31 protein-coding genes are annotated in these 22,493 nt (G+C 56.2%); 6 read left to right on the top strand and 25 right to left on the bottom strand.

Annotation, left to right across the window (positions count from 1 at the left end):
• Positions 1–16: 16 nt before the first annotated feature.
• The 19 genes from rplF to fusA form a co-directional block, all read right to left on the bottom strand.
• Complete coding sequence (rplF, locus tag E0486_RS02400) at positions 17–571, bottom strand: 50S ribosomal protein L6 (RefSeq protein ID WP_131850542.1); 555 nt, start codon at positions 569–571, stop codon at positions 17–19.
• 81 nt (positions 572–652) lie between these two features.
• Positions 653–1,051: a 30S ribosomal protein S8 gene (rpsH, locus tag E0486_RS02405; protein ID WP_131850543.1), complete on the bottom strand. Its 399-nt coding sequence runs from the start codon at positions 1,049–1,051 to the stop codon at positions 653–655.
• A 184-nt stretch (positions 1,052–1,235) separates the two neighbouring features.
• The gene (gene rpsN / locus E0486_RS02410; RefSeq protein ID WP_131850544.1) at positions 1,236–1,505 is read right to left on the bottom strand and encodes a 30S ribosomal protein S14; all 270 of its coding nucleotides are present in this window, start codon (positions 1,503–1,505) and stop codon (positions 1,236–1,238) included.
• An 88-nt stretch (positions 1,506–1,593) separates the two neighbouring features.
• Positions 1,594–2,160, bottom strand: a complete 567-nt coding sequence (gene rplE, locus E0486_RS02415) for a 50S ribosomal protein L5 (RefSeq protein ID WP_131850545.1) — start codon at positions 2,158–2,160, stop codon at positions 1,594–1,596.
• Complete coding sequence (gene rplX / locus E0486_RS02420) at positions 2,160–2,492, bottom strand: 50S ribosomal protein L24 (protein ID WP_131850546.1); 333 nt, start codon at positions 2,490–2,492, stop codon at positions 2,160–2,162. Before rplX ends, rplE begins: the two co-directional genes overlap by 1 nt.
• A gap of 82 nt (positions 2,493–2,574) precedes the next feature.
• Positions 2,575–2,943 carry a 50S ribosomal protein L14 gene (rplN, locus tag E0486_RS02425; protein ID WP_131850547.1) on the bottom strand — a complete coding sequence of 123 codons (369 nt, stop codon included), beginning with the start codon at positions 2,941–2,943 and terminating at the stop codon, positions 2,575–2,577.
• A 128-nt stretch (positions 2,944–3,071) separates the two neighbouring features.
• Positions 3,072–3,359 carry a 30S ribosomal protein S17 gene (gene rpsQ, locus E0486_RS02430; RefSeq protein ID WP_131850548.1) on the bottom strand — a complete coding sequence of 96 codons (288 nt, stop codon included), beginning with the start codon at positions 3,357–3,359 and terminating at the stop codon, positions 3,072–3,074.
• A 69-nt stretch (positions 3,360–3,428) separates the two neighbouring features.
• The gene (gene rpmC / locus E0486_RS02435; protein ID WP_131850549.1) at positions 3,429–3,638 is read right to left on the bottom strand and encodes a 50S ribosomal protein L29; all 210 of its coding nucleotides are present in this window, start codon (positions 3,636–3,638) and stop codon (positions 3,429–3,431) included.
• 66 nt (positions 3,639–3,704) lie between these two features.
• Positions 3,705–4,127, bottom strand: a complete 423-nt coding sequence (gene rplP, locus E0486_RS02440; protein WP_131850550.1) for a 50S ribosomal protein L16 — start codon at positions 4,125–4,127, stop codon at positions 3,705–3,707.
• Between the two features lie 123 nt (positions 4,128–4,250).
• Positions 4,251–5,042 carry a 30S ribosomal protein S3 gene (rpsC, locus tag E0486_RS02445; protein WP_131850551.1) on the bottom strand — a complete coding sequence of 264 codons (792 nt, stop codon included), beginning with the start codon at positions 5,040–5,042 and terminating at the stop codon, positions 4,251–4,253.
• Between the two features lie 25 nt (positions 5,043–5,067).
• The gene (rplV, locus tag E0486_RS02450) at positions 5,068–5,409 is read right to left on the bottom strand and encodes a 50S ribosomal protein L22 (RefSeq protein WP_131447461.1); all 342 of its coding nucleotides are present in this window, start codon (positions 5,407–5,409) and stop codon (positions 5,068–5,070) included.
• 28 nt (positions 5,410–5,437) lie between these two features.
• Entirely contained in the window at positions 5,438–5,707 is a 270-nt protein-coding gene (gene rpsS / locus E0486_RS02455) for a 30S ribosomal protein S19 (RefSeq protein WP_131850552.1), read from the bottom strand.
• 46 nt (positions 5,708–5,753) lie between these two features.
• Positions 5,754–6,593, bottom strand: coding sequence for a 50S ribosomal protein L2 (gene rplB / locus E0486_RS02460; protein WP_131850553.1), 840 nt, complete (start codon positions 6,591–6,593; stop codon positions 5,754–5,756).
• Positions 6,594–6,646: 53 nt separating this feature from the next.
• On the bottom strand, positions 6,647–6,949 hold the full coding sequence (rplW, locus tag E0486_RS02465) for a 50S ribosomal protein L23 (RefSeq protein WP_131850554.1): 303 nt from the start codon (positions 6,947–6,949) through the stop codon (positions 6,647–6,649).
• Between the two features lie 66 nt (positions 6,950–7,015).
• Positions 7,016–7,651 carry a 50S ribosomal protein L4 gene (rplD, locus tag E0486_RS02470; protein WP_131850555.1) on the bottom strand — a complete coding sequence of 212 codons (636 nt, stop codon included), beginning with the start codon at positions 7,649–7,651 and terminating at the stop codon, positions 7,016–7,018.
• A gap of 2 nt (positions 7,652–7,653) precedes the next feature.
• The gene (gene rplC / locus E0486_RS02475) at positions 7,654–8,271 is read right to left on the bottom strand and encodes a 50S ribosomal protein L3 (RefSeq protein WP_131850556.1); all 618 of its coding nucleotides are present in this window, start codon (positions 8,269–8,271) and stop codon (positions 7,654–7,656) included.
• 366 nt (positions 8,272–8,637) lie between these two features.
• Positions 8,638–8,943 carry a 30S ribosomal protein S10 gene (rpsJ, locus tag E0486_RS02480; protein ID WP_028787065.1) on the bottom strand — a complete coding sequence of 102 codons (306 nt, stop codon included), beginning with the start codon at positions 8,941–8,943 and terminating at the stop codon, positions 8,638–8,640.
• Between the two features lie 221 nt (positions 8,944–9,164).
• Entirely contained in the window at positions 9,165–9,956 is a 792-nt protein-coding gene (locus E0486_RS02485; RefSeq protein ID WP_131850557.1) for a DUF4382 domain-containing protein, read from the bottom strand.
• Between the two features lie 272 nt (positions 9,957–10,228).
• Positions 10,229–12,379, bottom strand: a complete 2,151-nt coding sequence (gene fusA, locus E0486_RS02490) for an elongation factor G (RefSeq protein WP_131850558.1) — start codon at positions 12,377–12,379, stop codon at positions 10,229–10,231.
• Between the two features lie 243 nt (positions 12,380–12,622).
• On the opposite strand from fusA, the gene E0486_RS19060 reads away from it, so the two are divergent.
• A complete protein-coding gene (locus tag E0486_RS19060; RefSeq protein WP_207906185.1) occupies positions 12,623–13,498 on the top strand; it encodes a hypothetical protein in 876 nt (291 codons plus the stop codon).
• Positions 13,499–13,653: 155 nt separating this feature from the next.
• Here E0486_RS19060 and rpsG read toward each other — a convergent pair whose 3' ends face one another.
• The 3 genes from rpsG to E0486_RS02510 all read right to left on the bottom strand — a co-directional run bounded on the left by rpsG (position 13,654) and on the right by E0486_RS02510 (position 15,897).
• Positions 13,654–14,121 carry a 30S ribosomal protein S7 gene (rpsG, locus tag E0486_RS02500; protein ID WP_131850559.1) on the bottom strand — a complete coding sequence of 156 codons (468 nt, stop codon included), beginning with the start codon at positions 14,119–14,121 and terminating at the stop codon, positions 13,654–13,656.
• Between the two features lie 72 nt (positions 14,122–14,193).
• Positions 14,194–14,595: a 30S ribosomal protein S12 gene (gene rpsL, locus E0486_RS02505; RefSeq protein ID WP_131850560.1), complete on the bottom strand. Its 402-nt coding sequence runs from the start codon at positions 14,593–14,595 to the stop codon at positions 14,194–14,196.
• A gap of 228 nt (positions 14,596–14,823) precedes the next feature.
• Positions 14,824–15,897 (bottom strand): branched-chain amino acid aminotransferase, encoded by a 1,074-nt coding sequence (locus E0486_RS02510; protein WP_131850561.1) that lies wholly within the window; start codon positions 15,895–15,897, stop codon positions 14,824–14,826.
• 142 nt (positions 15,898–16,039) lie between these two features.
• On the opposite strand from E0486_RS02510, the gene E0486_RS02515 reads away from it, so the two are divergent.
• From E0486_RS02515 to E0486_RS02535, 5 genes are all read left to right on the top strand, one after another.
• A complete protein-coding gene (locus E0486_RS02515) occupies positions 16,040–16,612 on the top strand; it encodes a hypothetical protein (protein WP_131850562.1) in 573 nt (190 codons plus the stop codon).
• 130 nt (positions 16,613–16,742) lie between these two features.
• Positions 16,743–17,324 carry an RdgB/HAM1 family non-canonical purine NTP pyrophosphatase gene (gene rdgB / locus E0486_RS02520; protein WP_131850563.1) on the top strand — a complete coding sequence of 194 codons (582 nt, stop codon included), beginning with the start codon at positions 16,743–16,745 and terminating at the stop codon, positions 17,322–17,324.
• 34 nt (positions 17,325–17,358) lie between these two features.
• Complete coding sequence (locus tag E0486_RS02525) at positions 17,359–17,910, top strand: RNA polymerase sigma factor (protein WP_131850564.1); 552 nt, start codon at positions 17,359–17,361, stop codon at positions 17,908–17,910.
• Between the two features lie 2 nt (positions 17,911–17,912).
• Positions 17,913–18,734 (top strand): hypothetical protein, encoded by an 822-nt coding sequence (locus E0486_RS02530; RefSeq protein WP_131850565.1) that lies wholly within the window; start codon positions 17,913–17,915, stop codon positions 18,732–18,734.
• A 2-nt stretch (positions 18,735–18,736) separates the two neighbouring features.
• Positions 18,737–19,159, top strand: coding sequence for an acyl-CoA thioesterase (locus E0486_RS02535; RefSeq protein ID WP_131850566.1), 423 nt, complete (start codon positions 18,737–18,739; stop codon positions 19,157–19,159).
• Between the two features lie 123 nt (positions 19,160–19,282).
• Here E0486_RS02535 and E0486_RS02540 read toward each other — a convergent pair whose 3' ends face one another.
• The 3 genes from E0486_RS02540 to E0486_RS02550 all read right to left on the bottom strand — a co-directional run bounded on the left by E0486_RS02540 (position 19,283) and on the right by E0486_RS02550 (position 22,413).
• Positions 19,283–20,014, bottom strand: coding sequence for a shikimate dehydrogenase family protein (locus tag E0486_RS02540; RefSeq protein WP_131850567.1), 732 nt, complete (start codon positions 20,012–20,014; stop codon positions 19,283–19,285).
• The gene (locus E0486_RS02545; protein WP_131850568.1) at positions 20,014–20,784 is read right to left on the bottom strand and encodes a phosphosulfolactate synthase; all 771 of its coding nucleotides are present in this window, start codon (positions 20,782–20,784) and stop codon (positions 20,014–20,016) included. Before E0486_RS02545 ends, E0486_RS02540 begins: the two co-directional genes overlap by 1 nt.
• Before the next feature lie 204 nt (positions 20,785–20,988).
• The gene (locus E0486_RS02550; protein WP_131850569.1) at positions 20,989–22,413 is read right to left on the bottom strand and encodes a tetratricopeptide repeat protein; all 1,425 of its coding nucleotides are present in this window, start codon (positions 22,411–22,413) and stop codon (positions 20,989–20,991) included.
• Positions 22,414–22,493 lie beyond the last annotated feature (80 nt).

A 22,493-nucleotide genomic window follows, 5' to 3' on the forward strand; every position in this document is an offset into this window, starting at 1 on the left:
AATTAACAGTTTAAGATTACTTACCAGCAGCTTTACCGGCTTTCTTGCGCACGATCTCGCCCACATAGCGAACACCTTTGCCTTTGTACGGCTCGGGCTTGCGGAGGCTGCGGATCTTGGCGGCTACCTGGCCGATCAGCTGGCGGTCGATGCCTTCCAGCGTGATGATCGGGTTCTGGCCTTTTTCCTGCTGGGTGGCGACTTTCAGTTCGTTCGGAACTTCAATCACAATATTGTGCGAATAACCAAGGGCGAGGTCGAGGAGGTTGCCCGTGTTGGCAGCCTTGAAACCTACACCAACGAGCTCAAGCTTCTTGGTGTAGCCATCGGTAACGCCTTTAACCAGGTTGGCTACCAGGGCGCGGCTCAGGCCGTGCAGGGCGCGGTGACGGATCTGGTCGGTGGGACGGGTGATGTTGATGCTGCCGTCGGCAACCGAAACGGTAATGTCGCGGTCGATGGCTTGCGTGAGGGTGCCCTTGGGACCTTTTACGGTCACGATGTTGTCGCTGCCGACCGTGATGGTCACGCCGGAAGGAACGGTGATGGGGGCTTTACCTATACGAGACATAGTCTGTTATTTATAAAGATGAAGAAAAGTTACCGGCCGGTCAGCCCAGGTAAAGGGGCTTAATGTACCGGTAACCGTTGATTAATAGATGTAGCAAAGAACTTCGCCACCCACGTTCTGGGCCTTGGCTTCTTTGTCGGTCATTACACCTTTGGAGGTGGAGATGATGGCGACGCCGAGACCGTTCTTCACACGGCGGAAGTCGGCCGGCTTGGCGTAGTGACGCAGACCGGGGCGGCTTACGCGCTCCATGCTCTGGATCGCGGGAGTTTTCGAAGCGGCGTCGTACTTCAGGGCGATCTTGATCAGCCCCTGCTTGTTGTCGTCTTCGAATTTGTACTTCAGGATATAACCCTGGTTGTACAGGATCTCCGTCATGCGCTTCTTCAGGTTCGAAGCGGGGATTTCCACGATACGGTGACCGGCCATCTGAGCGTTACGGATGCGGGTCAGGAAGTCTGCGATAGGATCTGTTACCATATTAAGGCCCTCCTACATCCCGCCGGGGCGGGATAATGGGATAAGTTAAATTGTTAGAATTAAGTTACAGAGCACCCTCTCCTTCCGGAAAGGGAGCGCAAAGGTAGAGAAATAAGTCGGAAGTGCGAAGTGGGAACTCGGAAGTAAGGTTTACTTCACACTTCCGCCTTCCGACTTTACTACTTTACCAGCTGGCCTTCTTCAGGCCCGGGATAGCACCGTTCAGCGCCATATCGCGCAGGGCGATACGGGAAATGCCGAAGTAGCGGCTGTAGGCACGGGGACGGCCGGTAAGCTGGCAACGGTTGCGCAGGCGAACCGGGGAAGCGTTGCGGGGCAGTTGGTCCAGGGCAGCATAGTCGCCGGCAGCCTTCAGGGCAGCGCGCTTCTCAGCAAACTTCTGTACCAGCACTTCGCGCTTACGCTGTCTTGCCTTTACGGATTCTTTAGCCATTGTAAATTGTTTGTAGTTTGTTGTTTGTAGTTTGTCGTTGAGCACCGCGCTCCTGATCAGAACATCAGCAGAGCAGCACAATCGCACATTACTTCTTAATGTTTTTGAAGGGCATACCGAGCTCTTTAAGGAGTTCGTAGGCTTCTTCGTCGTTCTTCGCGGTCGTTACGAACGTGATGTCCATACCCGTGATCTTGCTCACCTTGTCGATGTCGATCTCGGGGAAGATGATCTGCTCGGTAACACCCATGGTGTAGTTGCCACGGCCGTCGAAGCTCTTCTCGCTCACGCCCTTGAAGTCGCGTACACGGGGCAGCGAAACGGCGATGAGGCGATCGAGGAATTCGTACATCTTCTCGCCACGCAGCGTTACGCGGGCGCCGATGGGCATGTGCTTACGGAGCTTGAAGTTCGAGATGTCCTTCTTGGAGAAGGTTGCTACGGCTTTCTGACCGGAGATCGTGGTGAGCTCGTCGATAGCGATATCCACCAGCTTCTTGTCGTTCACAGCGCCGTTGACGCCGCGGTTGATGGAGATCTTCTCGAGGCGGGGCACCTGCATGCTCGACTTGTAGCCGAAGCGGGTCATCAGGGCCTTGGCCACTTCTTCCTTATATTTCGTCTTCAGACGGGGTGTTGCTTTTGTCGTTGCCATTACTTGATTCCCTCCCCAGATTTTTTAGAGATACGCAGTGTTTTACCGTTTTCTTTTTGGCGCTTCACGCGGGTGCCTTGCTTGCCGTCCCACAGCATCACGTTGGAGATGGCGATGGCAGCTTCCTGCTTCACGATACCACCTTTCGTATTCTGGGCCGAAGGCTTGGTGTGCTTGGTGACGATAGCGACACCTTCCACGATAACCTTACCGGCTTCCACCAGTACTTCCTTCACGAGGCGGGGCTTCGTCAGGTCTTTGTCATCGCCAGCGATCACAACTACCTGGTCGCCTTTCCGGATGTTGTACTTGGGTTTAAATCTTGTTTTCATTGTTATTCCTCTTTGGGATGTTTATTCGTTCCTGATACTGCCAGGAACTCAGTTTACAATTCGTTCGGCGGGCGTGGAGGGCTTAGAGCACCTCGGGGGCCAGCGAAATGATCTTCATGTAGCCCTTGTCGCGGAGTTCGCGGGCAACGGGCCCGAAGATGCGGGTACCGCGCGGCTCGTCGGAAGCGTTCAGGATCACGACGGCGTTGTCGTCGAAGCGGATATAGGAACCGTCTTTGCGGCGCAGCTTGTTCTTGGTGCGCACGATAACGGCTTTGGCAACGGTGCCTTTCTTGATACCGCCGGCGGGGATCGCGTCCTTAACGGTCACTACGATCTTGTCGCCTACTCCGGCGTAGCGCTGGCCACTGTTGCCCAGAACACGGATGCAAAGAACTTCTTTGGCGCCGCTGTTGTCCGCTACGTTCAGGCGGGATTCTTGCTGGATCATTTTCTTAAGCTTTGAGCCCCTCCCCGACCCTCCCGCCATTCGGCAGCAAGGAAGAGAGCGACCATTTTAAAAACATTATTATTAATGTAGTACCGGCTGCCACCGCCAAAAGCGGTGACCCACGATGCTTATTTTACCTTCTCTACGATCTCCACGAGTCTCCAGCGCTTGGTCTTGCTCAGGGGACGGGTTTCCATGATGCGCACAACGTCGCCGATCGAAGCTTCGTTCTTGTCGTCGTGGGCGTGGAACTTGGACGTCTTCTTCACGAATTTGCCATAGATGGGGTGCTTCACCTTACGCTCCACGGCCACCGTGATGGTCTTGGTCATTTTGTTGGAAGTCACCACACCAATACGGGTCTTGCGAAGATTGCGGGTTTCTTCTGTGATGGTGGTATTTACTGTTTCAGCCATTGTTATAAGCTTTGAGCATTGAGCTTCGGGCAGTGGACTTCGTCAGCCCTCAGCCCCGCACGCTGCTGATTATGCACTAAGTTGTTTCTTACGTAATTCGGATTTGAGGCGGGCTACGTCGCGGCGCAGGTTCCGGATGCTCATCGGGTTCTCCAGGGGAGAAAGCGCGTGGGCGAATTCCAGCTTGCGGAGACGCATCTCGTCTTCCTTGATGCGGGCAGCCAGGTCTTCTGTGCTCAGGCCCTGGATGCTCTTGATGTAATCAGCTGTCTTTGACATGATGGTTTTTTTTATCGATTAATGCTTCGCGGCTTCGCATACGCTTCGTCGCGCTGGCAGTCTTCCTTAAGCGGTGATCAGGTCGCGGCGCTTCACGAACTTGCAGGCGATCGGCAGTTTGCCGGCGGCCAGGTCCAGTGCGCCTTTGGCTACTTCCTCCGTTACACCATCAATTTCGAAGATGATGCGACCGGGTTGTACCACGGCAGCCCAGTATTCCAGGTTACCTTTACCCTTACCCATACGTACCTCTGCAGGCTTGTTGGTGATCGGCTTGTCGGGGAAGATGCGGATCCAAACGTTACCCTCACGCTTCATGTGACGGGTCAGTGCCTGGCGGGCCGCTTCAATCTGGCGGTCGGTGATCCAATGATCTTCCAGCGCCTTCAGTGCGTAAGAACCAAAGGAAATCGTGGCGCCTCGCTTGGTGTTACCCTTCATGCGGCCTTTTTGCACTTTCCGGTGTTTCGTTCTTTTCGGCTGTAACATATTATTTCTGTTTTTGATCGGATCGCTCCGATCACGTTATGTTATTGTTTTCAATTCGATGTCTGATTTCTGATGTCGGATGTCTGATAAATCTGAGATCAGACATCAGCGATCAGAGATCTCTTAGCGACGGCCACCGCCACCACTGCGTCCACCACGGTCACCACCACGGCCACCACGGTCGCCACCACGGCCACCACGATCGCGATCGCGGTCGAAACCACCCGTGCTGCGGGGGCCCTGGTTCTGCTCGTTGCCGATGATGTTGGGGTTCAGATCGCGCTTCACCAGAACCTCACCTTTACAGATCCATACTTTGATACCGATCTTACCGTAAACCGTTTGCGCGAATACGTTGGCGTAGTCGATGTCCATACGGAAGGTGTGCAGGGGCACGCGGCCTTGCATGAACGATTCGTTACGGGCGATCTCCGCGCCGGCCAGGCGGCCGCTCAGCTTGATCTTGATGCCTTCGGCGCCCATGCGGAGCGTGGAGGCAATCGCCATCTTGGTAGCGCGCTTGAAATTGATGCGGTTCTCGATCTGGCGGGCAATGGTGTCGCCCACGATCATGGCGTCCAGCTCGGGACGACGGATCTCCAGGATGTTGATCTGCACATCTTCCTTACCGGTCAGCTTCTTCAGCTCTTCCTTGATGCGGTCTACCTCACCACCACCTTTACCGATGATGATACCCGGCTTCGAGGTGTGGATCGTCACGATCAGCTTACCGAGCGTGCGCTCAATAACGATCTTGGAGATACCACCCTTGTTGATGCGGGCGTTCAGGTAGGTGCGGATCTTGTTGTCTTCGATCAGCTTGTTGGCAAAGTCTTTCTTGTTACCATACCAGTTAGATTCCCATCCACGGATGATACCTAAGCGGTTACCAATCGGATTTGCTTTTTGACCCATTTTTATTGGTTGATACGATTATTGATTAGTTGTTTTTCGCGTCTACGATAACAGTAACGTGGTTGGAACGCTTGCGGATCTTGTAACCACGACCCTGGGGAGCCGGACGCATACGCTTCAGAGTGCGGGCACCATCAACGAAGATGGTCTTCACAACCAGAGCGCCTTCATCACCACCTTCGTTCTTCTGCTTCCAGTTGGAGATGGCGCTGAGTACGAGCTTGCGCAGGGGTACGGCGTTGTGCTTGGGATGGTGCTCCAGCACGGCGATCGCCTTTTCAACCTGCATGCCGCGGATCAGGTCCGCCAGCAGACGCATCTTGCGGGGCGAAGTGGGATAATTTCTCAGTTTTGCTACTGCTTCCATTGTATTATTTTTTTACAGCAAGGAGCGCTTAACCCTTCTTGCTTGCATGTCCTTTAAAGTTGCGGGTCGGGGCAAATTCACCCAGTTTGTGACCAACCATGAATTCGGTTACGTACACAGGGATGAACTTGTTGCCGTTGTGTACGGCGAAGGTGTGACCTACAAAGTCAGGCGTGATGGTCGAACGGCGGCTCCAGGTTTTGATGACGCCTTTTTTCGACTTGCCATCGTTCATAGCAACCACCTTGTCTTCGAGGTGATGCGCCACATAGGGACCTTTTTTGATTGAACGAGCCATATTCGGTTTCTGATTTCTGTTTTTTAAAAGGATTTACTCGATACGCTTACTTGGCGAGTTTCTTGCCGTTGCTGCGCTGGATGATCAGCTTGTCGCTGCCCTTGCCGCGCGTACGGGTTTTGAGGCCCTTGGCAACTTTGCCGGTGCGGCTGCGGGGGTGACCACCCGAGGCGCGACCCTCACCACCACCCATCGGGTGATCGACAGGGTTCATAGCTACACCGCGGGTACGGGGCTTAACGCCCTTCCAGCGGTTGCGGCCGGCCTTACCCAGCGACTCGAGGCTGTGGTCGCTGTTGGAGGCGACACCTACGGTAGCAAAGCAGTTGATCAGCACCTTGCGGAGTTCACCGCTCGGCATTTTCAGCACGGCGTATTTTTCTTCCTTGTTGGACAGCTGGGCAGAAGCACCGGCGGAGCGGGCGATCTTACCACCCTGGCCGGGCTGCATTTCGATGTTGTGCACCACGGTACCGAGGGGCATGTTCTTCAGCTGGAGGGCGTTGCCCAGTTCGGGAGCAACAGCCAGGCCGCTTACCACGGTAGCACCTACTTCCAGGCCCTGGGGGGCGATGATGTAGCGCTTCTCACCGTCGGCGTAGTTCAGCAGGGCGATGAAAGAAGTACGGTTCGGATCATATTCGATCGTTGCTACCGTAGCGGGGATGTCGTACTTGTTGCGCTTGAAGTCGATGATACGGTACTGCTTCTTGTGACCGCCACCAATGTAGCGCATCGAGCGACGGCCGGAGGAGTTACGGCCACCCGTGCCCTTCTTGGATTCCACCAGCGACTTTTCGGGTACGTTGGTGGTTACTTCTGCATACGCGTTACCAATACGCCAGCGCGTACCTGCGGTAATCGGTTTGTATTTTTTAACTGCCATGACTTTTTTTGGTTTTCAACATTTGCGGCTGTTGCAGCCTTACTTTAATTTAATTAGATCGACGCAGTGTAGAGGTCGATGGTCTCGCCTTCAGCCACCGTTACCAGGGCTTTCTTGAACGCGGGCTTCACACCGGAAATAAAACCCTTCTTCGTGAAGCGGGTTTTGTTTTTACCAGGCTGCACCTGCGTGTTCACGTCGATCACATTCACCCCGTAAAATTCCTCAACGGCTTTCTTGATCTCCAGCTTGTTGGCCTTCTTGGCAACCTTGAAGGCGTAGCGGCGCAGCGATTCCTGCTGTGCGTTGGCTTTCTCGGTGAGGATGGGCTTTATCAGTACTTCAGAGAGTTTCATCTGAATTCGTTTGTTACGTTATCAATGTTTTGCGCTCCATTTGTCACCCTGAGCGCAGTCCAAGGGTTAAGCGGCTTCTTCTTCAGAGGCGACGAACATCTTGGCAGCGCTCTCGGTCAGCACAAGTGCCTCGGAGTTCATGATGTCGTAGGTGTTCATGTCGCTCAGCAGCACACCCAGGATCGAAGGCACATTGCGCATGCTCTTGTACAGGTTGTCGTTGTACTCGGGCGTCACGAACATGAGCTTCTTGTCAGCCACCTTCATCGTGCCGAGGGCGCCGAGGATGGTTTTCGTCTTGGGAGTATCCAGGTTCAGGTCTTCGATTACGAAGATGGCGTTGGCCTGGGCCTTGTAAGTGAGGGCCGACATTTTCGCCAGGTCTTTCACCTTGCGGTTCAGCTTGATGTCATACTTGTGGGGCTTGGGGCCGAAGATGGTACCACCACCCTTGAAAATAGGGTTGCGGATGTTGCCCTTACGCGAGCCACCGGTGCCTTTTTGCTTGTGCAGCTTTTTGCTGGAGCCTTTTACTTCAGCACGGGTCTTTACCTTGTGGGTACCCTGACGCTGGGCGGCGAGGTACTGCTTTACAGCCAGGTAAACCGCGTGGTTGTTCGGCTCAATTCCAAAGATTTCTTCGGGGAGTTCCACCGTGCGGCCGGTCTCCTGACCTTGTATGTTTAATACTTTCAGTTCCATGATTACTTCTGGATTAATACGATTGAACCAATATGGCCCGGGACGGAGCCGCTTACGAGGATGTAGTTTTTGTCGGCAAATACCTTCACCACCTTCAGGCCTTTCACCTTCACGCGGTCGGTACCCATACGGCCGGCCATACGCATGCCTTTGAACACGCGGGAGGGATACGACGAGCCACCCACGGAACCCGGGGCGCGCTGACGGTCGTGCTGGCCGTGAGAAGCCTCACCAACACCGGAGAATCCGTGACGCTTTACAACGCCCTGGAAGCCTTTGCCTTTGGTGGTGCCGACTACTTCGACCTTCTCGCCTTCTTCAAAAATGTCTACAGTGATGGATTCGCCGAGTGCCTGCGTAAGCGTCGTGTTGCGGAGTTCCTTAACGACTTTCTTAGGAGATGTGGAGGCTTTTGCGAAGTGATTTGTCTCGGCTTTGACGGAGTGCTTTTCTTTCTTGTCGCCGAATGCGATCTGAAGCGCATTGTAGCCGTCGGTGTCGACGGTCTTAACCTGCGTTACAACGCAGGGACCAGCCTCGATGATCGTGCAGGCGGTTTGTTTGCCGCTTGCATCGAAGATGCTGGTCATCCCGATTTTTTTTCCAATGATACCTTTCATGTTTGAGGGTTTAACCCCCCCAAGGTTGTGCAAGACAGACCCATATGGTATCACGGGTCTTCAATCCTGGTTCACCGGCGACCTTTTCCTTTATCCCCAACCTTTGCTGGGTTCACCATAGGTGATTCAGAAGTACCGCCGGCAAACAAACCTCGAAGGGCTTGTTTATATGTAAGCGCAGATTTGAGTTTGGAACTTCCGCCCTCCTATCTGCAGTATCCTGATCAGAGCTCTTTTCTTCCCCGTCTGCCGATGCGCATGCGCCAGCGGAGCGATGATTTTGAGAGATGATTCCTTTGTCAATGTGCTGGCCTTTTCAGGCCAAAGCCTGCTCCTTCGAGCAGGCGGCTCAGCGATCGGCTACCGTCACGCTTTGATTTCTACCTCAACACCGGAGGGCAGGTCGAGCTTCGACAGCGCGTCTACCGTGCGGGAAGAGGACGTGTAGATGTCCAGCAGGCGCTTGTGGGTAGCCAGTTGGAACTGCTCGCGGCTCTTCTTGTTCACGTGGGGCGAGCGGAGTACTGTAAAGATCTTCTTGCGGGTAGGCAGGGGAATGGGTCCTGTTACTACTGCGCCGGTGCTGCGTACAGTCTTGACGATTTTCTCAGCAGATTTATCTACCAGATTGTGGTCGTAGGACTGTAATTTGATTCTGATACGCTGGGACATATTTCAAATAGCCATTTTTGGAATGGGAGTGCAAAGGTAACGGGCCCGGCGCATCTTTCCAAGTCTAACTATTACTTTTTCTCAAATAAATGCTTAAAAGCCCCGTTTCGGGGCCCGATGCCGGTCTTTTGGCGGCAGGCACGGGATGCCAACGGTCCGGATGACAAAAAGGGCCCCGCCATATGGCGGGGCCCGGGGTTGCTTACCCGACAAGAAACAGGTTACTGGAGACGTACCGTGTCAACCACCGCGGTGCTGGTGGTGCTAACGGCTACGCCCGGGCGCGTTTGGGTTGCATAGGAGGAGTCGGTTGGTACAAAGCTGAGATCGTAGCTGCCTGCGCTCAGCCCGCGGAGCGTCCAGGCGCCGCTGCTGGTAAACGTTCCGGCAACGGTATCCGTTCCCTGAAGGGCATAAACGGCGGTGCGCACCGTAGCAGGCGTTACAAAGCCGCGGAGCCCCCCTCCTGTTGCCTGCAGCGTGGTACGGATCACCGGCTTGAGCATATAGCGGCCGTTACCGGTCTGATGAATGGAGCGTCCGGCGTCAAAGTCGAGAACCAGGCGATAGGTCGTGCCTTCCACCACATCCTGGTGGATGTTGAGCTTGAGACCGGATTGTTGCGCGCTGGGTGTTTCAAGGTTATAGCGCTGTCCGCCGGCCACCACGTAGTTATTGGAGCCGAGCAGGAGGCGGATTTGCTCGATGCGGCCGGTCGTGATGTCGGATGCACCCAGCAGTGTGTCGCGGTCGTTAACGAGCTGCAGCAGGTTAACAGGCCCGCGGGCGCCACTACCAAGGCTTTGCCAGCCGTTCAGGCTGTCGGAGCTGTAGTTGACGCGCACATCCTGCACGTCGATGAATACGGAGTCGAAATTACCGGGAGCGTCGGTCAGGAACACTTCAAGGCGGCCGGTGCTGTTGCCCGAAGCGCTGTTTTCCGTTTTCGAGCATGCGGTGAACAGGGTGCAAAGGCTAGCAACGGCAAGGGTTGTCAGGGCGGTTTTCTGCATGGGGTTCGTTCTTTTCGCCGGCAAAAGCCAGAACCGTGCCAACTGTTAAAGAAAGCTAAACGGTTCCAGGACACTAAGGGTTTAAACCGTTCAAACGGTTTAGAAAGTTCAGGGGGCAGGAGTTTTATTTGTCATCCCTTGGAACCACCGATCCCTGGCAGAGATGCGATAAGCTGGCAAGTAGCAACTTCAATACGTCCCCTCCCGGTTACCAATAAACAAAAGAGCCTGCCCCTTTCGGAACAGGCTCTACTCACTATAAGCAAAAGAGATTAATCTTCGATCTTCACCTTGCCCTTGTTCTTGGCGATCACCTCTTCGGCGATGTTGGTGGGGGCGGGTGCGTAGTGCGAGAACTCCATGGTCGAGGAAGCGCGGCCCGACGACAGCGAGCGGAGCTGCGTCACGTAACCGAACATTTCGCTCAGGGGAACCTTGGCTTTGATCACCTCGGCGCCGGCACGGCTGTCCATGCCTTCCATCATACCACGGCGGCGGTTGAGGTCACCTGTAACGTCACCCATGTACTGGGCGGGGGTGATCACTTCCACTTTCATGATCGGCTCGAGCAGCACGGGCTTGCACTTCTTACCAGCTTCGCGGAAACCCTGGCGGGCGCAAAGCTCGAAGGACATGGCGTCGGAGTCAACCGCGTGGAAAGAACCGTCGTATACGCGCACTTTCAGGTTGTCGAGTGGGTAACCGGCGAGAACGCCCGTGCCCATTGCGTTTTCAAATCCTTTCTGGATCGAGGGACCGAATTCGCGGGGGATAGAGCCACCGAACAGGTCGTTCACGAACTGGTACTTCTTGTCGGGGTTTTCCTTCAGGAATTCCTCGTCGGCAGGTCCCATTTCGAAGATGATGTCGGCGAACTTACCACGACCACCGGTTTGCTTTTTCAGCGTTTCGCGGTGCTCGACGTTCTTCGAGAAAGCCTCTTTGTAAGCAACCTGGGGAGCGCCCTGGTTTACTTCCACCTTGAACTCGCGACGCATACGGTCAACGATGATCTCAAGGTGCAGCTCACCCATGCCACGGAGGATGGTCTGGCCGGTATCTTCATCCGTATTTACACGGAGTGTGGGATCTTCTTCAATGAGCTTGGCGATGGCCATACCCATCTTGTCTACGTCGGCCTGCGTTTTCGGCTCGATAGCGATGGCGATTACCGGCTCGGGAATGAACATGTTCTCGAGGGTGATCGGGTGATCTTCGTGGCAGAGGGTATCACCGGTCTTGATTTCCTTGAAACCAACGGCGGCGCCGATATCACCGGCTTCGATGAAGTCGATCGGGTTCTGCTTGTTGGCGAACATTTTCATGATACGGGAGATACGCTCTTTCTTGCCGCTGCGCACGTTGAGTACGTAGGAACCGGCGTCGAGCTTACCCGAATAGACCCGGAAGAAGGCGAGACGGCCTACGAAGGGGTCGGTCATGATTTTGAAAGCAAGGGCAGCGAAGGGCTCCTTGGCGTCGGGGCGGCGGATCTCTTCCTCACCGGTGTCGGGGTTAACACCCTTAACGGCTTCGATATCAACCGGCGAAGGCAGGTAGCGGCAAACGGCGTCGAGCGCGGTCTGCACACCCTTGTTCTTGAACGAAGAACCGCACATCATCGGAACGATGCTCAGGTCGATGGTCGCCTTGCGGATGGCTTCGTGCATTTCGTCCTCGGTGATCGAGTTCGGGTCGTCGAAGAATTTCTCCATCAGCTTGTCGTCGTATTCGGCAACAGCCTCTACGAGGGCGGCGCGCCATTCGTTGGCTTCGTCCACCATATCAGCAGGCACGTCGATCTCGTCGAAGGTCATGCCTTCGGTTTCCATGTGCCAGATAATGCCTTTCATCTTGATCAGATCCACCACGCCTTTGAAGTCGTCTTCGGCGCCGATAGGGAGCTGCAGGGGAACGGCTTTCGAACCCAGCATTTCGCGCACCTGCTTCACTACCATGAGGAAGTCGGCACCCGAACGGTCCATCTTGTTGACGAAGCCGATGCGGGGTACGTTGTACCGGTTGGCCTGGCGCCAAACGGTCTCTGATTGGGGCTCAACGCCGTCAACGGCGGAGAACAGGGCAATCAGGCCGTCGAGTACACGCATGGAGCGCTCCACCTCTACGGTGAAGTCCACGTGACCCGGGGTGTCGATGATGTTGAAGTAATATTTTTTCGTGTTGGCATCTGCCTTACCTTTTACGGTAGGGAAGTTCCACTGGCAGCTTACGGCGGCCGAAGTAATGGTGATACCGCGCTCTTTCTCCTGCTCCATCCAGTCGGTGGTAGCGGCGCCATCGTGTACTTCTCCAATCTTGTGGATCATACCGGTGTAGCGCAGGATACGCTCGGTCGTAGTGGTCTTACCGGCATCGATGTGCGCGGCAATACCAAAGTTGCGTTGAAATCTTAAGTCTGCCATGAGTGTTGAATTGAAAGAATTTTGTTGCCCGATTCTCGATTCAGGTTCGCAAAGGTAATGAAAAAGACCGCATACTTATCATGTGGAAAAACAATGTTTGTTAAACCGGAAGCGGTACCAAAGCGCCTTCGCGCCGTTTAAAAACGTAGCTTCGGACGCCTGTGCATAATTTTTGCAAATCATTTACACTGTTGTAATTTTCGATCAGAAAATTGAATCACCCCACATCAAAACCCATTAAACATGGCAAAAGCAAGCAAGAAAGCTGCTCCCAAAAAAGCCGCCGCTTCCAAAGGCGGACGGGCCACGGCTAAAAAGGCCCCCGCAAAAGCGGCTCCGAAAAAGGCAGCTGCAAAAAAGGCGGCTCCGAAAAAAGCCGCTGTAAAGAAAGCGGCGCCCAAAAAAGCGGCCGCTAAAAAGGCAGCCCCCCGGAAAGCCGCCGCCAAAAAAGCGGCGCCCAAAAAGGCAGCCAAGAAAGCGGCGCCCAAAAAAGCAGCCATCAAGAAAGCCGTAGCCAAAAAAGCAGCACCGAAAAAAGCAGCCGCTAAGAAAGCAGCACCCAAGAAGGCCGCCCCGGCCAAAAAAGGCGCTGCCAAGAAGGCGGCGCCCGCCCGGAAAGCTGCCCCGGCCAAGAAGGCGGCGCCCGCGAAAAAAGCCGCCGCGAAAAAAGCAGCTCCCGCGAAGAAGGCCGCTCCCGCAAAAAAAGCAGCTCCCGCTAAAAAGGCAGCTTCGGCTAAGAAAGCCGCCCCGGCCAGGAAAGCCGCTGCCAAAGGCGCTCCTCAGAAAGCAGCAGCAGCCCGCCGCAACCCCGGTGGCGGTGGCGGCACCCGCGCCAACGCCGGCTCACGCACGGCGCAGGGCGGTAACAGCGGCACGACCGGCGCCATGGGCAAAAACGGCCGCAACAACAACGCCGAACTGACCCGCACCGGGAATACCTATGGCCTCAGCAACGACCGCGACCAGGCCATGGATGTGGATTCGGGCAGCTCGATGCCCGCCGATACGGCCCTGGGCAACGATACGAGCCTCACCGACGTGCTGGGCGGCGACGCCACCGGTGGCAGCACCGGCAGCGAAATCGGCGGCGGCACTACGGACACCGCTGAGGAAATGTAACAAAGCAGGCTTCAGATAAACAAAGCCCCCCGCCACAGGCAGGGGGCTTTGTTTTGCATGCTGCGCACGCCGCCGGCGTGCGCCGAAGCTCCTGCCCTACGGCCAAAAAGAAAAGCCCCGCGGAAGCGGGGCTTTGTTGTTCGTATAATGCTTTACTAGACTTTGAAGTGAGCGAAAGCCTTGTTGGCTTCAGCCATACGATGCGTATCTTCTTTCTTTTTGAAAGCGGCACCTTCACCCTTGGCAGCTGCTACGATCTCGTTGGCCAGTTTGTCGGCCATGGAGCGACCGTTGCGCTCGCGGCTGTAGCGGATCAGCCACTTCATGGACAGGGAGATTTTGCGGTCGGGACGCACTTCCGAGGGGATCTGGAAGGTAGCGCCACCGATACGACGGCTGCGTACTTCTACGGCCGGGGTAACGTTCTGGAGGGCTTTCTTCCAGATTTCGTATCCGTCTTCACCGGTGGTCTTGGCCACCTTCTCGATAGCGTCGTAGAAAATAACGAAGGCTACGCTCTTTTTGCCTTCCCACATCAGGTTGTTGACGAAGCGGGTTACCAGCTTGTCGTTATAACGGGGATCCGGAGCGAGCGGGAGTTTTTTGGCTTGTGCTTTACGCATAGTATGCTTGTGTTTCGACCATCAGGTTCTCAGGCGCAGTGCTGAGCTACTTGATCGGCTTAAATTCTTGAATTATTTTTTCTTGGCAGGAGCTTTTGCACCGCCCTTGTCTTTCTTGGTACCGTACTTCGAGCGGCTCTTCTTACGGTCTTTAACACCGGCAGTGTCGAGCGAACCACGAACGATGTGGTAACGTACACCCGGCAGGTCCTTTACACGACCGCCGCGGATCAGTACGATGGAGTGCTCCTGGAGGTTGTGGCCTTCACCGGGGATGTAGGCAATCACTTCCACTTTATTGGTCAGGCGCACCTTGGCTACCTTACGGAGGGCCGAGTTCGGCTTCTTCGGGGTGGTGGTGTATACGCGGGTGCAAACACCGCGGCGCTGCGGGCAGCTATCCAGAGCACGCGATTTGCTCTTGGCGCGGATGATCTCTCTTCCTTTACGAACTAGTTGTTGAATAGTAGGCATTACGAACTTCTGTTTATACCCCAATTTTGGGACGGCAAAGGTAGGGAAAAAAGTAAAAAATAGAAAGTCCGAAGTCGGAATTTTTGGAATACGTTTAAAAATGGCCGAAATCTCAGTCCCGATCCCGCCTTTAATCCCGGTTCGTTCAACCCCTCCGCGGCTCTTTCCGTTGATGAAAAGACCGCCAGCGGCGGTCTTTTCAAATCTCTATCGGCGTGGTCTGCATGATTACTTCACGGCCATCATCCAGCCATACTTGTCTTCGCGGCGGCCTTCGCGGATGTCCGTGAGCCACTTCTTGATCGTGGGCGCGGTCTTCCATTCGTCCACGTTGAAGGTCATTACGAAATCCTTGTAGCGAAGCTCTTTAATGTAGGAGATAGTGGCGGCGGTGCCCGTACCGAACACCTCGAACAGGTGACCGGCCTTGTAGGCGTCAATGAGCTCGTCGATGGAGATGGTGCGCTCCTCGATCTCGAAACCGGCTTCTTTCAGCAGGGTAAGTGCCGAGTCGCGGGTAACACCGGCGAGGATGGTGCCGGCACCCAGGTCGGGCGTAACGGCCTTGTTACCGATGATGAAGATCACGTTCATGGTGCCGATCTCCTGCACGTATTTGTGTTCGAAGGCATCGGTCCACAGCACCTGGTCGTAGCCTTTTTTCTTGGCTTCGGCAGTGGCGTACATCGAGGCGCCGTAGTTGCCGGCCGCCTTGGCGTATCCGATCCCGCCCGGTACCGCGCGCACATACTGCTCTTCCACGTAGATACGCATCGGGGCATTGTAATACGGGCCCGTGGGGCTCAGGAGGATCATGAACTTATAGGTCTCGGAAGGACGAACGCCAATGAGTTCGTCGCTCGAGAACATAAAGGGACGGATATAGAGGGAGTGGTCTTCCTTGTTGGGAATCCAGCTGCTGTCGAGGGCAACGAGTTGCTTCATGCCTTCCATGAAGATCTCTTCGGGTACGTGGGGCATCTGCATCCGCTCGGCCGACACGTTGAAGCGGCGGAAATTGTCCTGCGGGCGGAAGATGAACGCATTGCCGTCGGCATCCTTGTACGCTTTTACCCCTTCAAAGATGGCCTGGCCGTAGTGCAGGGCCGCGATGGAGGGGCTCAGCAGCAGGGGTTGGTAGGGCTTGATCTCCACGTTCTTCCATTCGCCGTTCTCATAGTCCGCTTCCAGCATGTGGTCGGAGAAATACTTACCGAAGGGAATGTTCTCGAGGTTGAGGTCGTTGAGCTTGGAATGCTCGGCCTTGTGAATAGTAATGTCCATAGTAGTAGAAGCAAGCATATCGTTGGGATTTTGAAATCGGTGTTCCTGCCGCCTTAAGAAGCTTTCGATACGACCCGTTCCGGACCCGAAAGGAAGACTTAATTTAGCGCAGCAAAGAAACGAAAAAACCGCCACAACCTGCGGCGCTTAAAATATTAAGATGGACCTGAACGATATTCAGCTCAGCGGCAATCAGCTGGCCGGGCTGTACGCCCGAAGCCTCGTGGAGATCGCCCCGGCCGGCGGAGCTGCCGCGCCGTTTCCCCAAACGTGCGAAACAGCCGTCCCGGCTGCGCCGGCGACACCTGAAGCGGCCGCGCCGGCGCCCTCAGGCACTCCCAAAACACCCGCCTTCCTCGGCCAGAACAGCCGGGGCATCCTGGTGGTCACCGACGAGGCGGGCGCCCCCTACCTCGCCGACGCAGACCTTGCCTTTTTAACGAATGTTTTGGGCGCCTGCGGGCTCGGCCTCGGCGATGTGGCCATCGTCAACTGGCGACGACTCGAAGCCCCCGATGGCCCGGCGCTCGCCGCCGCGCTCCAGGCTCGGCAGGTGCTGCTGTTTGCCGTTACACCCCATACTTTCGGGCTGCCGGCCAACTTTCCGCCCTTCCAGGTGCAGCCCCTCGCCGACCGCACCTACGTGCATGCCCCTTCCCTCTCCGGCATTGCCGCCGACAAAGAACTGAAGAAAGCCTTGTGGCTATCGCTGAAAAAACTGTTCGGAGTATAAGCGGCGCTGGTCGAATTGGTCTATTTGTCGTTTGGTTTTTGGCCGGATGGTAACAGGGACCTGCCAACCCGACCCATTACCCCATCAGCCGACAGCCCCATTATCCCATTACAACCATTCCCTACTCACCATGGAACTCATCTTCGCCACCAACAACGCTCATAAAGTGGACGAGCTGCGGGCCGTGCTGCCCGCTGGCTTTCGGATCCTTTCACTGAAAGAAGCCGGCATCTTCCAGGATATTCCCGAGCCCTTCGACAGCCTCCGGGAGAATGCCCGGGAAAAAGCCCGCGTCATCCATGAGCTTACCGGCAGGGATTGCTTCAGCGAAGACACCGGCCTGGAAGTGGCGGCACTGGGCGGCGCCCCGGGCGTGCACAGCGCCCGCTATGCCGGCGATGACCGCTCCCCTTCCGCCAACACCGACAAGCTCCTCCGCGAGCTCGATGGCGCCACTGACCGCTCGGCCCGCTTCCGAACCATTATTTGCTTATGTTTGGCGGGCACCTACCATGAATTTGAGGGCATCTGTCCGGGCCGGATCAGCGCAAACCCGCAAGGGACGGGCGGCTTCGGCTATGACCCCGTGTTTGTTCCGGATGGTGGCGACGGCCGCACTTTCGCCGAAATGACCTTGGCCGAAAAGGGCCGATTCAGCCACCGGCGCAAGGCCCTCGACAAACTGGTAGCATTTTTGACGATAAACCCATAAAATACCGCACGGCAGAGCCGTTCGACGCAACCAAATGATCAGCGAAAGCGACTTAGTAGAGGGATGCCGCCAGGGCGACCGGAAGCTTCAGAAGGAGCTGTACGAACGCTTCGCCCCGAAAATGTTCGGGGTGTGCCTGCGTTACGCCGGGGCGACCGAAGAGGCCGAGGATATCCTGCAGGAGGGGTTCGTGAAAGTGTTCAACAAGATCAGTTCCTTTCGCGGCGAAGGCTCTTTCGAGGGCTGGATCCGCCGGATCATCGTGAACACCGCCATCGAGCACTTCCGCCGGAAGACCTACCTGCAGCCCGTCACCGAGCGGGAGGAAGAGACCATGGAGTCGGACTACCTCTCGGTGCTGGACAGCCTGGCCGAAAAGGATATCATCGGCCTCGTGCAGCAGTTGTCGCCGGGCTACCGCTCGGTGTTCAACATGTACGTGGTGGAAGGCTACACCCACAAGCAGATCGGCGAGCTCCTCGGCATCTCCGAAGGAACGAGCAAATCGCAATTATCGCGCGCTAAGGCCATCCTGCAAGACCTGGTACGCACCCATCTGGATAAAAAACAAAAACAGGCTCCCTGAGTATGAAAGAGACGTGGCAAGACCGATTGAAGCGATTCGAGGCAATGCCCCCGCCCCAGCTGTGGGACCGGGTGGAAGCGTCGCTGGAGCAGGACCCTGCTTCGGTGGCCGAACGCCTGCAGGCCTTCACGGCACCGCCACCCGCCGGTATGTGGGACCGCATCGAGCAGCAACTCGACGGTACCGCTACCGCCGAAGAGGCACCCGTGGTAGCCTTTCCCCGCCGGCGCAACAGCTTCTTCGCCTATGCCGCTGCTGCGGCCCTCATCGGTGCTATCCTCGTGGGCACGACCCTGCTGCTCAACCGCAATGAGCCGGCACCCGCCGTTGCTGTACGCACCGGGCAGCCCGCTACGGCTCCTGCCGCAACCACCGCACCGCTGCACACCGCCGCTGCACCCGAGGAGGCCGCAACAACGCAAACCGACATCGACGTGGCCATTACCGCGCCCGCAAATAACCCTGCCGCCACCCGGGCAGATCAAACCGCCAGCCGGGTACCTGCCCGCAGCGCCGCTCCCGGCCCTGCCGTCCGCGTGCCCGCCAATACGTATGCTTCCGCGTCCCTGGCCCGGACGGCGCCCGCCCATACGGCTGCGCTTGACGAAGACCGTTACCTCGTGCGTTCGTACAACAACGGCAGCACGGTTCGCTTTTCCAAGAAAGTATCCCCCGTAGTGGACTGTGCCGAGCACTCCACCGGCTTCAGCCAAAGCCTCTGCAAGGTGAGCATCGGTGCCGTGCAGGAAAAAATGGCCTTGTCGGTGGTTACCGATTTCGGCGGACTCATCGAGCGCTTGCAAGACCTGGAAACCAGCAAATAACCATGGCCCGTATCCGCATCGATCTGCCCGCAGATTTTTCATTTTCCACCGTGCTGCCCGTCCGGGTCACTGACCTCAATTATGGCGACCACCTCGGCAACCATGCGCTGCTTGGCCTGCTCCACGAAGCCCGGATGCAATACCTGGCCACGGCCGGCGCGTCGGAACTGTCGTTCTTCGGTGCTTCCCTGATCATGAGCGACGCAGCTATCGAATACAAGGGGGAAGGTTTTTACGGCGATGCCCTGCGCTTTGAGGTAGTCGCCACCGAATGGAGCCGCGTGGGGTTCGAACTATATTACCGCGTTACCAAGGATGACGGAAAGACGCCGATCGCAAACGCCAAGACCGGCATGATCTGCTTTGATTATACAGCGCGGAAAGTTGTTTCGGTTCCTGACGTCGCGAAGGCGGCGCTGAAATAAGGCCAGGCGAAAGCGCACAACGATTTAAAGCCGCTTTTTCTTCGGTAACGAAAGTGCTGAAATAGTACCTTGGCGTCTTTACGCCGATGCGTTTTGGGGTGAAACCAAGGCGACCGAAGGTCCTTACCCGTTCCATATCTTCCAAGAAGCTTCTGCCTGGAACACCAGCATGTCATATCCATTCCTGATCTGCGCACCCCGCTCCTGGCCTTTCCGTAGAAATGCGGTAACCTCCGGGTTGTATACGAGGTCAAAAAGGAGGTGCTGCGCTGTGAGTGCTTCGTAGGGAATCGGCGGCAAGCTTTCCACATCCGGCCAGGTGCCGAGCGGCGTGGTATTGACGATCAGGTGAAATTCGCCCAGCCGGTCGGCATTCAGATCATCGTAGGAAAAAATTTCGCTTGTGCCCGATCGTGATACGGAGCGGCATTCGATTCCCATTTGCGACAGTGCATAACGAACGGCTGCGGCCGCGCCACCGGTGCCCAGCACCAACGCTTTGGGCAAACGCCCGTTCAGCATTGGGAGTAGCGCATCACGGAAGCCTGTCCAGTCGGTATTAAATCCTTCGAGTTTCCCGTTGCGAAAGCGGATCGTATTAGCTGCGCCGATCGCCTGCACGTCGGGGTGCAGCAGGTCCAGGAAAGGCAGAATCTCCTTTTTGTAGGGGATCGTTACATTGAGTCCGGCGAGGTCGGGATGTCGCTCCAGCAAAAGCGGGAACGCACCGATCGCGTCGAGCTCGAACAGCTCATAGACACAATCGGTGCGTTCTTCGCGCAAAAATTTATCAGTGAAGTAGCCCTTCGAAAAGGAGTGCTTCAGCGTCCGGCCGATGAGACCGAATCGGCGCATCAGGCCTTCTCCTTGTTGAGGTAGAGGTGAAAGGTATCGCCGCGCAGGCCCACGCGCATCGCCTCGAGGGGCAGCACTTCATTGGGTGCGATGTTGCCGAGGTTCACGTTGCAGCCGATCAACTCGATGAAGTAAAGCTGCTGGGCTTTTTGCGGGGCTTCCCAGAGAATCTTCTCTGCCGGGATCTGCGTCAGGATCTCCTGCACAAGACCTTCGCGTACTTCACCCGAACCGCGGTAGATACCGACGTTTCCGGCCTCGCGGGCTTCAGCGATCACGTAGGTGGAGCCGGCTTCCAGCTCGGCACGCATCAGCTCGATCCATTTGTAGGGCGGAATGATATGGGCCGCGTCCTTCGAACCAACTTCGCTAAGGACGGTGCCGTGGGCCGTTAATTTTTCGATGTAGCCGCATTTTTCGGCATGGGGGATCTCGATGGAGCCATCGCTTACCTCCATATAGGAGATGCCGTAGTTCTTGCACACCGCGATGTAATCTTCAAACTGGTTGCGGATCAGGAAAGCTTCGAAGAGCGTTCCACCAAAGTAGATCGGCATGCCGTAGTCGGCGTACACTTTCAGCTTTTCGTCCAGATTGGGCGTTACGTAAGAAGTGCCGAAACCCAGTTTCACGATATCTACGTGCGGACCGGACACGCTGAGAAAATTCTTGACTTCTTCAATGCTCAGGCCTTTGTCCATGACCATGGTCAGGCCGGAGGTGCGGGGCTTACTGATACGCTCGGGGATCTGCGAAAGGTTGAAATTCATGTACGCGGTTTGTGGTGGATTGCGCGCAAAAGTAAGAAAGTGCGCGGAAGCGCCGGTCAAAATGCGGTCAAAACTGGGATGGCCAAAGGCGTCAGGCGTGAAGCGTGAGCCGTCAACCGTGAGCCGTGAGCACGCATTGCGCGCAAAAAAAGAACGGATGCCGATGGCATCCGTTCTTTCGTCGCAGGCGTCAGCGCTCACGCGTCACGTCTTCCGCTTACCGCGCTTGTTCCGTGCGATCACCTCCACTACCTGCTGGTTTTGCAGCAGCTCGGGGCAAAGCTCCAGGAAGCGGTTGAGCAGCTTCGGCGCGGCCTGCAGGGCGGTTTCCAGCGTCAGGAGGCCTTCCTTGCTCTGGCCCAGGGCCATCTGCACGGCGGCTAGGTAGTAGATGAACAGCGGCTTGCGCTCGGTCTGCTCCAGCGCGGCATACGTTTGCACCAGCGCCTCGTCGTAGAAACCTGCGCTGAACAGGCAGCGGATCAAGGCCTCCCAGCCGCTTTTGTTGCGCGGCTTATTGCCGACCACGATCGAGAAGTAGTGGATCGCCTCCTTGAAGGCGCCCAGCTGCAGCTGGCACTCGCCCATCAGGAGGTTGTATTCGTTCTGCTGGCGGTTCAGGCGCAAGGCTGCCTCAAGCTGCTTGACAGCGGCGCTCCACTGCTGCTCGTTGTAATAGGTGCAGGCGATCTTGTAGTGCAGGCGGCCGTCTTCCGGATTGAGGTGTACGGCTTTGCGGTAGTTAAAACGTGCCTGGGCCCAGTTGCGCAGCTTGTCGTAGCAATGACCGATGGCTTCGTAAATGACGTCTTCGGGCTTCGACAGCTCCAGCACCTTCTCGAGGGCTTCGATGGCCTCGCGGTACTTGCGCAGGCGGATGTAAGCATCACCCATGTTGCGGTAGGCGAAGTCGAACTTCTCGTCGATCACCAGCGCGTACTGGTAGGCGTCAATCGACTTTTCATACAGCTTCAGCCCCTGGTAGGCGGCGGCCAGGTTGAACCAGGCCAGCTCACTGTAGGGATGCTCGTCGATGATCTCGGTGTGCAGGCGGATGCTTTCCTCGTAGCGTCCGGTAAAGTCGGCCCAGAAGCAGATTTTGTACAGGGCTTCTTCGTTATTCGGTTCTTCCTGCAGCAGGAGCTTCAGGCAGTCGAACACTTTTTCAAACTCTTCGTAGTCGTCGTATACGTCGGCGAGCTCGAAGAGCAGCTCGGTCTTCTCCTCCCCTTCAAAGTGGCCGATGGCCTCTTCGAGCAGTTCGGCCGCGCGGCCCGGCTGGTCGAGGGCCAGATAAACGTCCGTTTTGAGGATATAGAGGTTGATATCGTTGGCGTCGAGCAGCTCCACCTTTTCCAGCACTTCGAGGGCCTGGTTGTATTTGCGGGTAGACAGGAGCACGTCGGCCTTGCGCAGGAGCAGCGAGGCCGAAAAGGGAAAGTATTCGATCGAGATTTCGGCGGCTTCCAGTGCCTTCGGAAAGTCTTCCAGGTCGTCGAAGTAGTCGATGATCTTCTCAAAGGACTCTTCCTCGAGGAAGGTGGAGCTACGCCCGGCGCGCAGGTTGTCGTAGTGCTTCAACAACTCCCGAAGGGTTTCCTTGTCGTTTTCGAGGGGATCTGTATTCATTCAAAAAGTATCAGGTACAATATAGAGTAATGCACAAAAAGGACCAAGTTTAATTCTCTGCCATAACGACTGCCAGGCTT

Source organism: Flaviaesturariibacter aridisoli, assembly GCF_004343705.1.
In the GTDB taxonomy this organism is placed as follows: domain Bacteria; phylum Bacteroidota; class Bacteroidia; order Chitinophagales; family Chitinophagaceae; genus Flavisolibacter; species Flavisolibacter aridisoli.

Bases quoted from the DNA above. Each gene is read 5' to 3' on its own strand.
- rplF (WP_131850542.1), bottom strand. From the start codon at position 571: ATGTCTCGTATAGGTAAAGCCCCCATCACCGTTCCTTCCGGCGTGACC.
- rpsH (WP_131850543.1), bottom strand. From the start codon at position 1,051: ATGGTAACAGATCCTATCGCAGACTTCCTGACCCGCATCCGTAACGCT.
- rpsN (WP_131850544.1), bottom strand. From the start codon at position 1,505: ATGGCTAAAGAATCCGTAAAGGCAAGACAGCGTAAGCGCGAAGTGCTG.
- rplE (WP_131850545.1), bottom strand. From the start codon at position 2,160: ATGGCAACGACAAAAGCAACACCCCGTCTGAAGACGAAATATAAGGAA.
- rplX (WP_131850546.1), bottom strand. From the start codon at position 2,492: ATGAAAACAAGATTTAAACCCAAGTACAACATCCGGAAAGGCGACCAG.
- rplN (WP_131850547.1), bottom strand. From the start codon at position 2,943: ATGATCCAGCAAGAATCCCGCCTGAACGTAGCGGACAACAGCGGCGCC.
- rpsQ (WP_131850548.1), bottom strand. From the start codon at position 3,359: ATGGCTGAAACAGTAAATACCACCATCACAGAAGAAACCCGCAATCTT.
- rpmC (WP_131850549.1), bottom strand. From the start codon at position 3,638: ATGTCAAAGACAGCTGATTACATCAAGAGCATCCAGGGCCTGAGCACA.
- rplP (WP_131850550.1), bottom strand. From the start codon at position 4,127: ATGTTACAGCCGAAAAGAACGAAACACCGGAAAGTGCAAAAAGGCCGC.
- rpsC (WP_131850551.1), bottom strand. From the start codon at position 5,042: ATGGGTCAAAAAGCAAATCCGATTGGTAACCGCTTAGGTATCATCCGT.
- rplV (WP_131447461.1), bottom strand. From the start codon at position 5,409: ATGGAAGCAGTAGCAAAACTGAGAAATTATCCCACTTCGCCCCGCAAG.
- rpsS (WP_131850552.1), bottom strand. From the start codon at position 5,707: ATGGCTCGTTCAATCAAAAAAGGTCCCTATGTGGCGCATCACCTCGAA.
- rplB (WP_131850553.1), bottom strand. From the start codon at position 6,593: ATGGCAGTTAAAAAATACAAACCGATTACCGCAGGTACGCGCTGGCGT.
- rplW (WP_131850554.1), bottom strand. From the start codon at position 6,949: ATGAAACTCTCTGAAGTACTGATAAAGCCCATCCTCACCGAGAAAGCC.
- rplD (WP_131850555.1), bottom strand. From the start codon at position 7,651: ATGGAACTGAAAGTATTAAACATACAAGGTCAGGAGACCGGCCGCACG.
- rplC (WP_131850556.1), bottom strand. From the start codon at position 8,271: ATGAAAGGTATCATTGGAAAAAAAATCGGGATGACCAGCATCTTCGAT.
- rpsJ (WP_028787065.1), bottom strand. From the start codon at position 8,943: ATGTCCCAGCGTATCAGAATCAAATTACAGTCCTACGACCACAATCTG.
- E0486_RS02485 (WP_131850557.1), bottom strand. From the start codon at position 9,956: ATGCAGAAAACCGCCCTGACAACCCTTGCCGTTGCTAGCCTTTGCACC.
- fusA (WP_131850558.1), bottom strand. From the start codon at position 12,379: ATGGCAGACTTAAGATTTCAACGCAACTTTGGTATTGCCGCGCACATC.
- E0486_RS19060 (WP_207906185.1), top strand. From the start codon at position 12,623: ATGGCAAAAGCAAGCAAGAAAGCTGCTCCCAAAAAAGCCGCCGCTTCC.
- rpsG (WP_131850559.1), bottom strand. From the start codon at position 14,121: ATGCGTAAAGCACAAGCCAAAAAACTCCCGCTCGCTCCGGATCCCCGT.
- rpsL (WP_131850560.1), bottom strand. From the start codon at position 14,595: ATGCCTACTATTCAACAACTAGTTCGTAAAGGAAGAGAGATCATCCGC.
- E0486_RS02510 (WP_131850561.1), bottom strand. From the start codon at position 15,897: ATGCTTGCTTCTACTACTATGGACATTACTATTCACAAGGCCGAGCAT.
- E0486_RS02515 (WP_131850562.1), top strand. From the start codon at position 16,040: ATGGACCTGAACGATATTCAGCTCAGCGGCAATCAGCTGGCCGGGCTG.
- rdgB (WP_131850563.1), top strand. From the start codon at position 16,743: ATGGAACTCATCTTCGCCACCAACAACGCTCATAAAGTGGACGAGCTG.
- E0486_RS02525 (WP_131850564.1), top strand. From the start codon at position 17,359: ATGATCAGCGAAAGCGACTTAGTAGAGGGATGCCGCCAGGGCGACCGG.
- E0486_RS02530 (WP_131850565.1), top strand. From the start codon at position 17,913: ATGAAAGAGACGTGGCAAGACCGATTGAAGCGATTCGAGGCAATGCCC.
- E0486_RS02535 (WP_131850566.1), top strand. From the start codon at position 18,737: ATGGCCCGTATCCGCATCGATCTGCCCGCAGATTTTTCATTTTCCACC.
- E0486_RS02540 (WP_131850567.1), bottom strand. From the start codon at position 20,014: ATGCGCCGATTCGGTCTCATCGGCCGGACGCTGAAGCACTCCTTTTCG.
- E0486_RS02545 (WP_131850568.1), bottom strand. From the start codon at position 20,784: ATGAATTTCAACCTTTCGCAGATCCCCGAGCGTATCAGTAAGCCCCGC.
- E0486_RS02550 (WP_131850569.1), bottom strand. From the start codon at position 22,413: ATGAATACAGATCCCCTCGAAAACGACAAGGAAACCCTTCGGGAGTTG.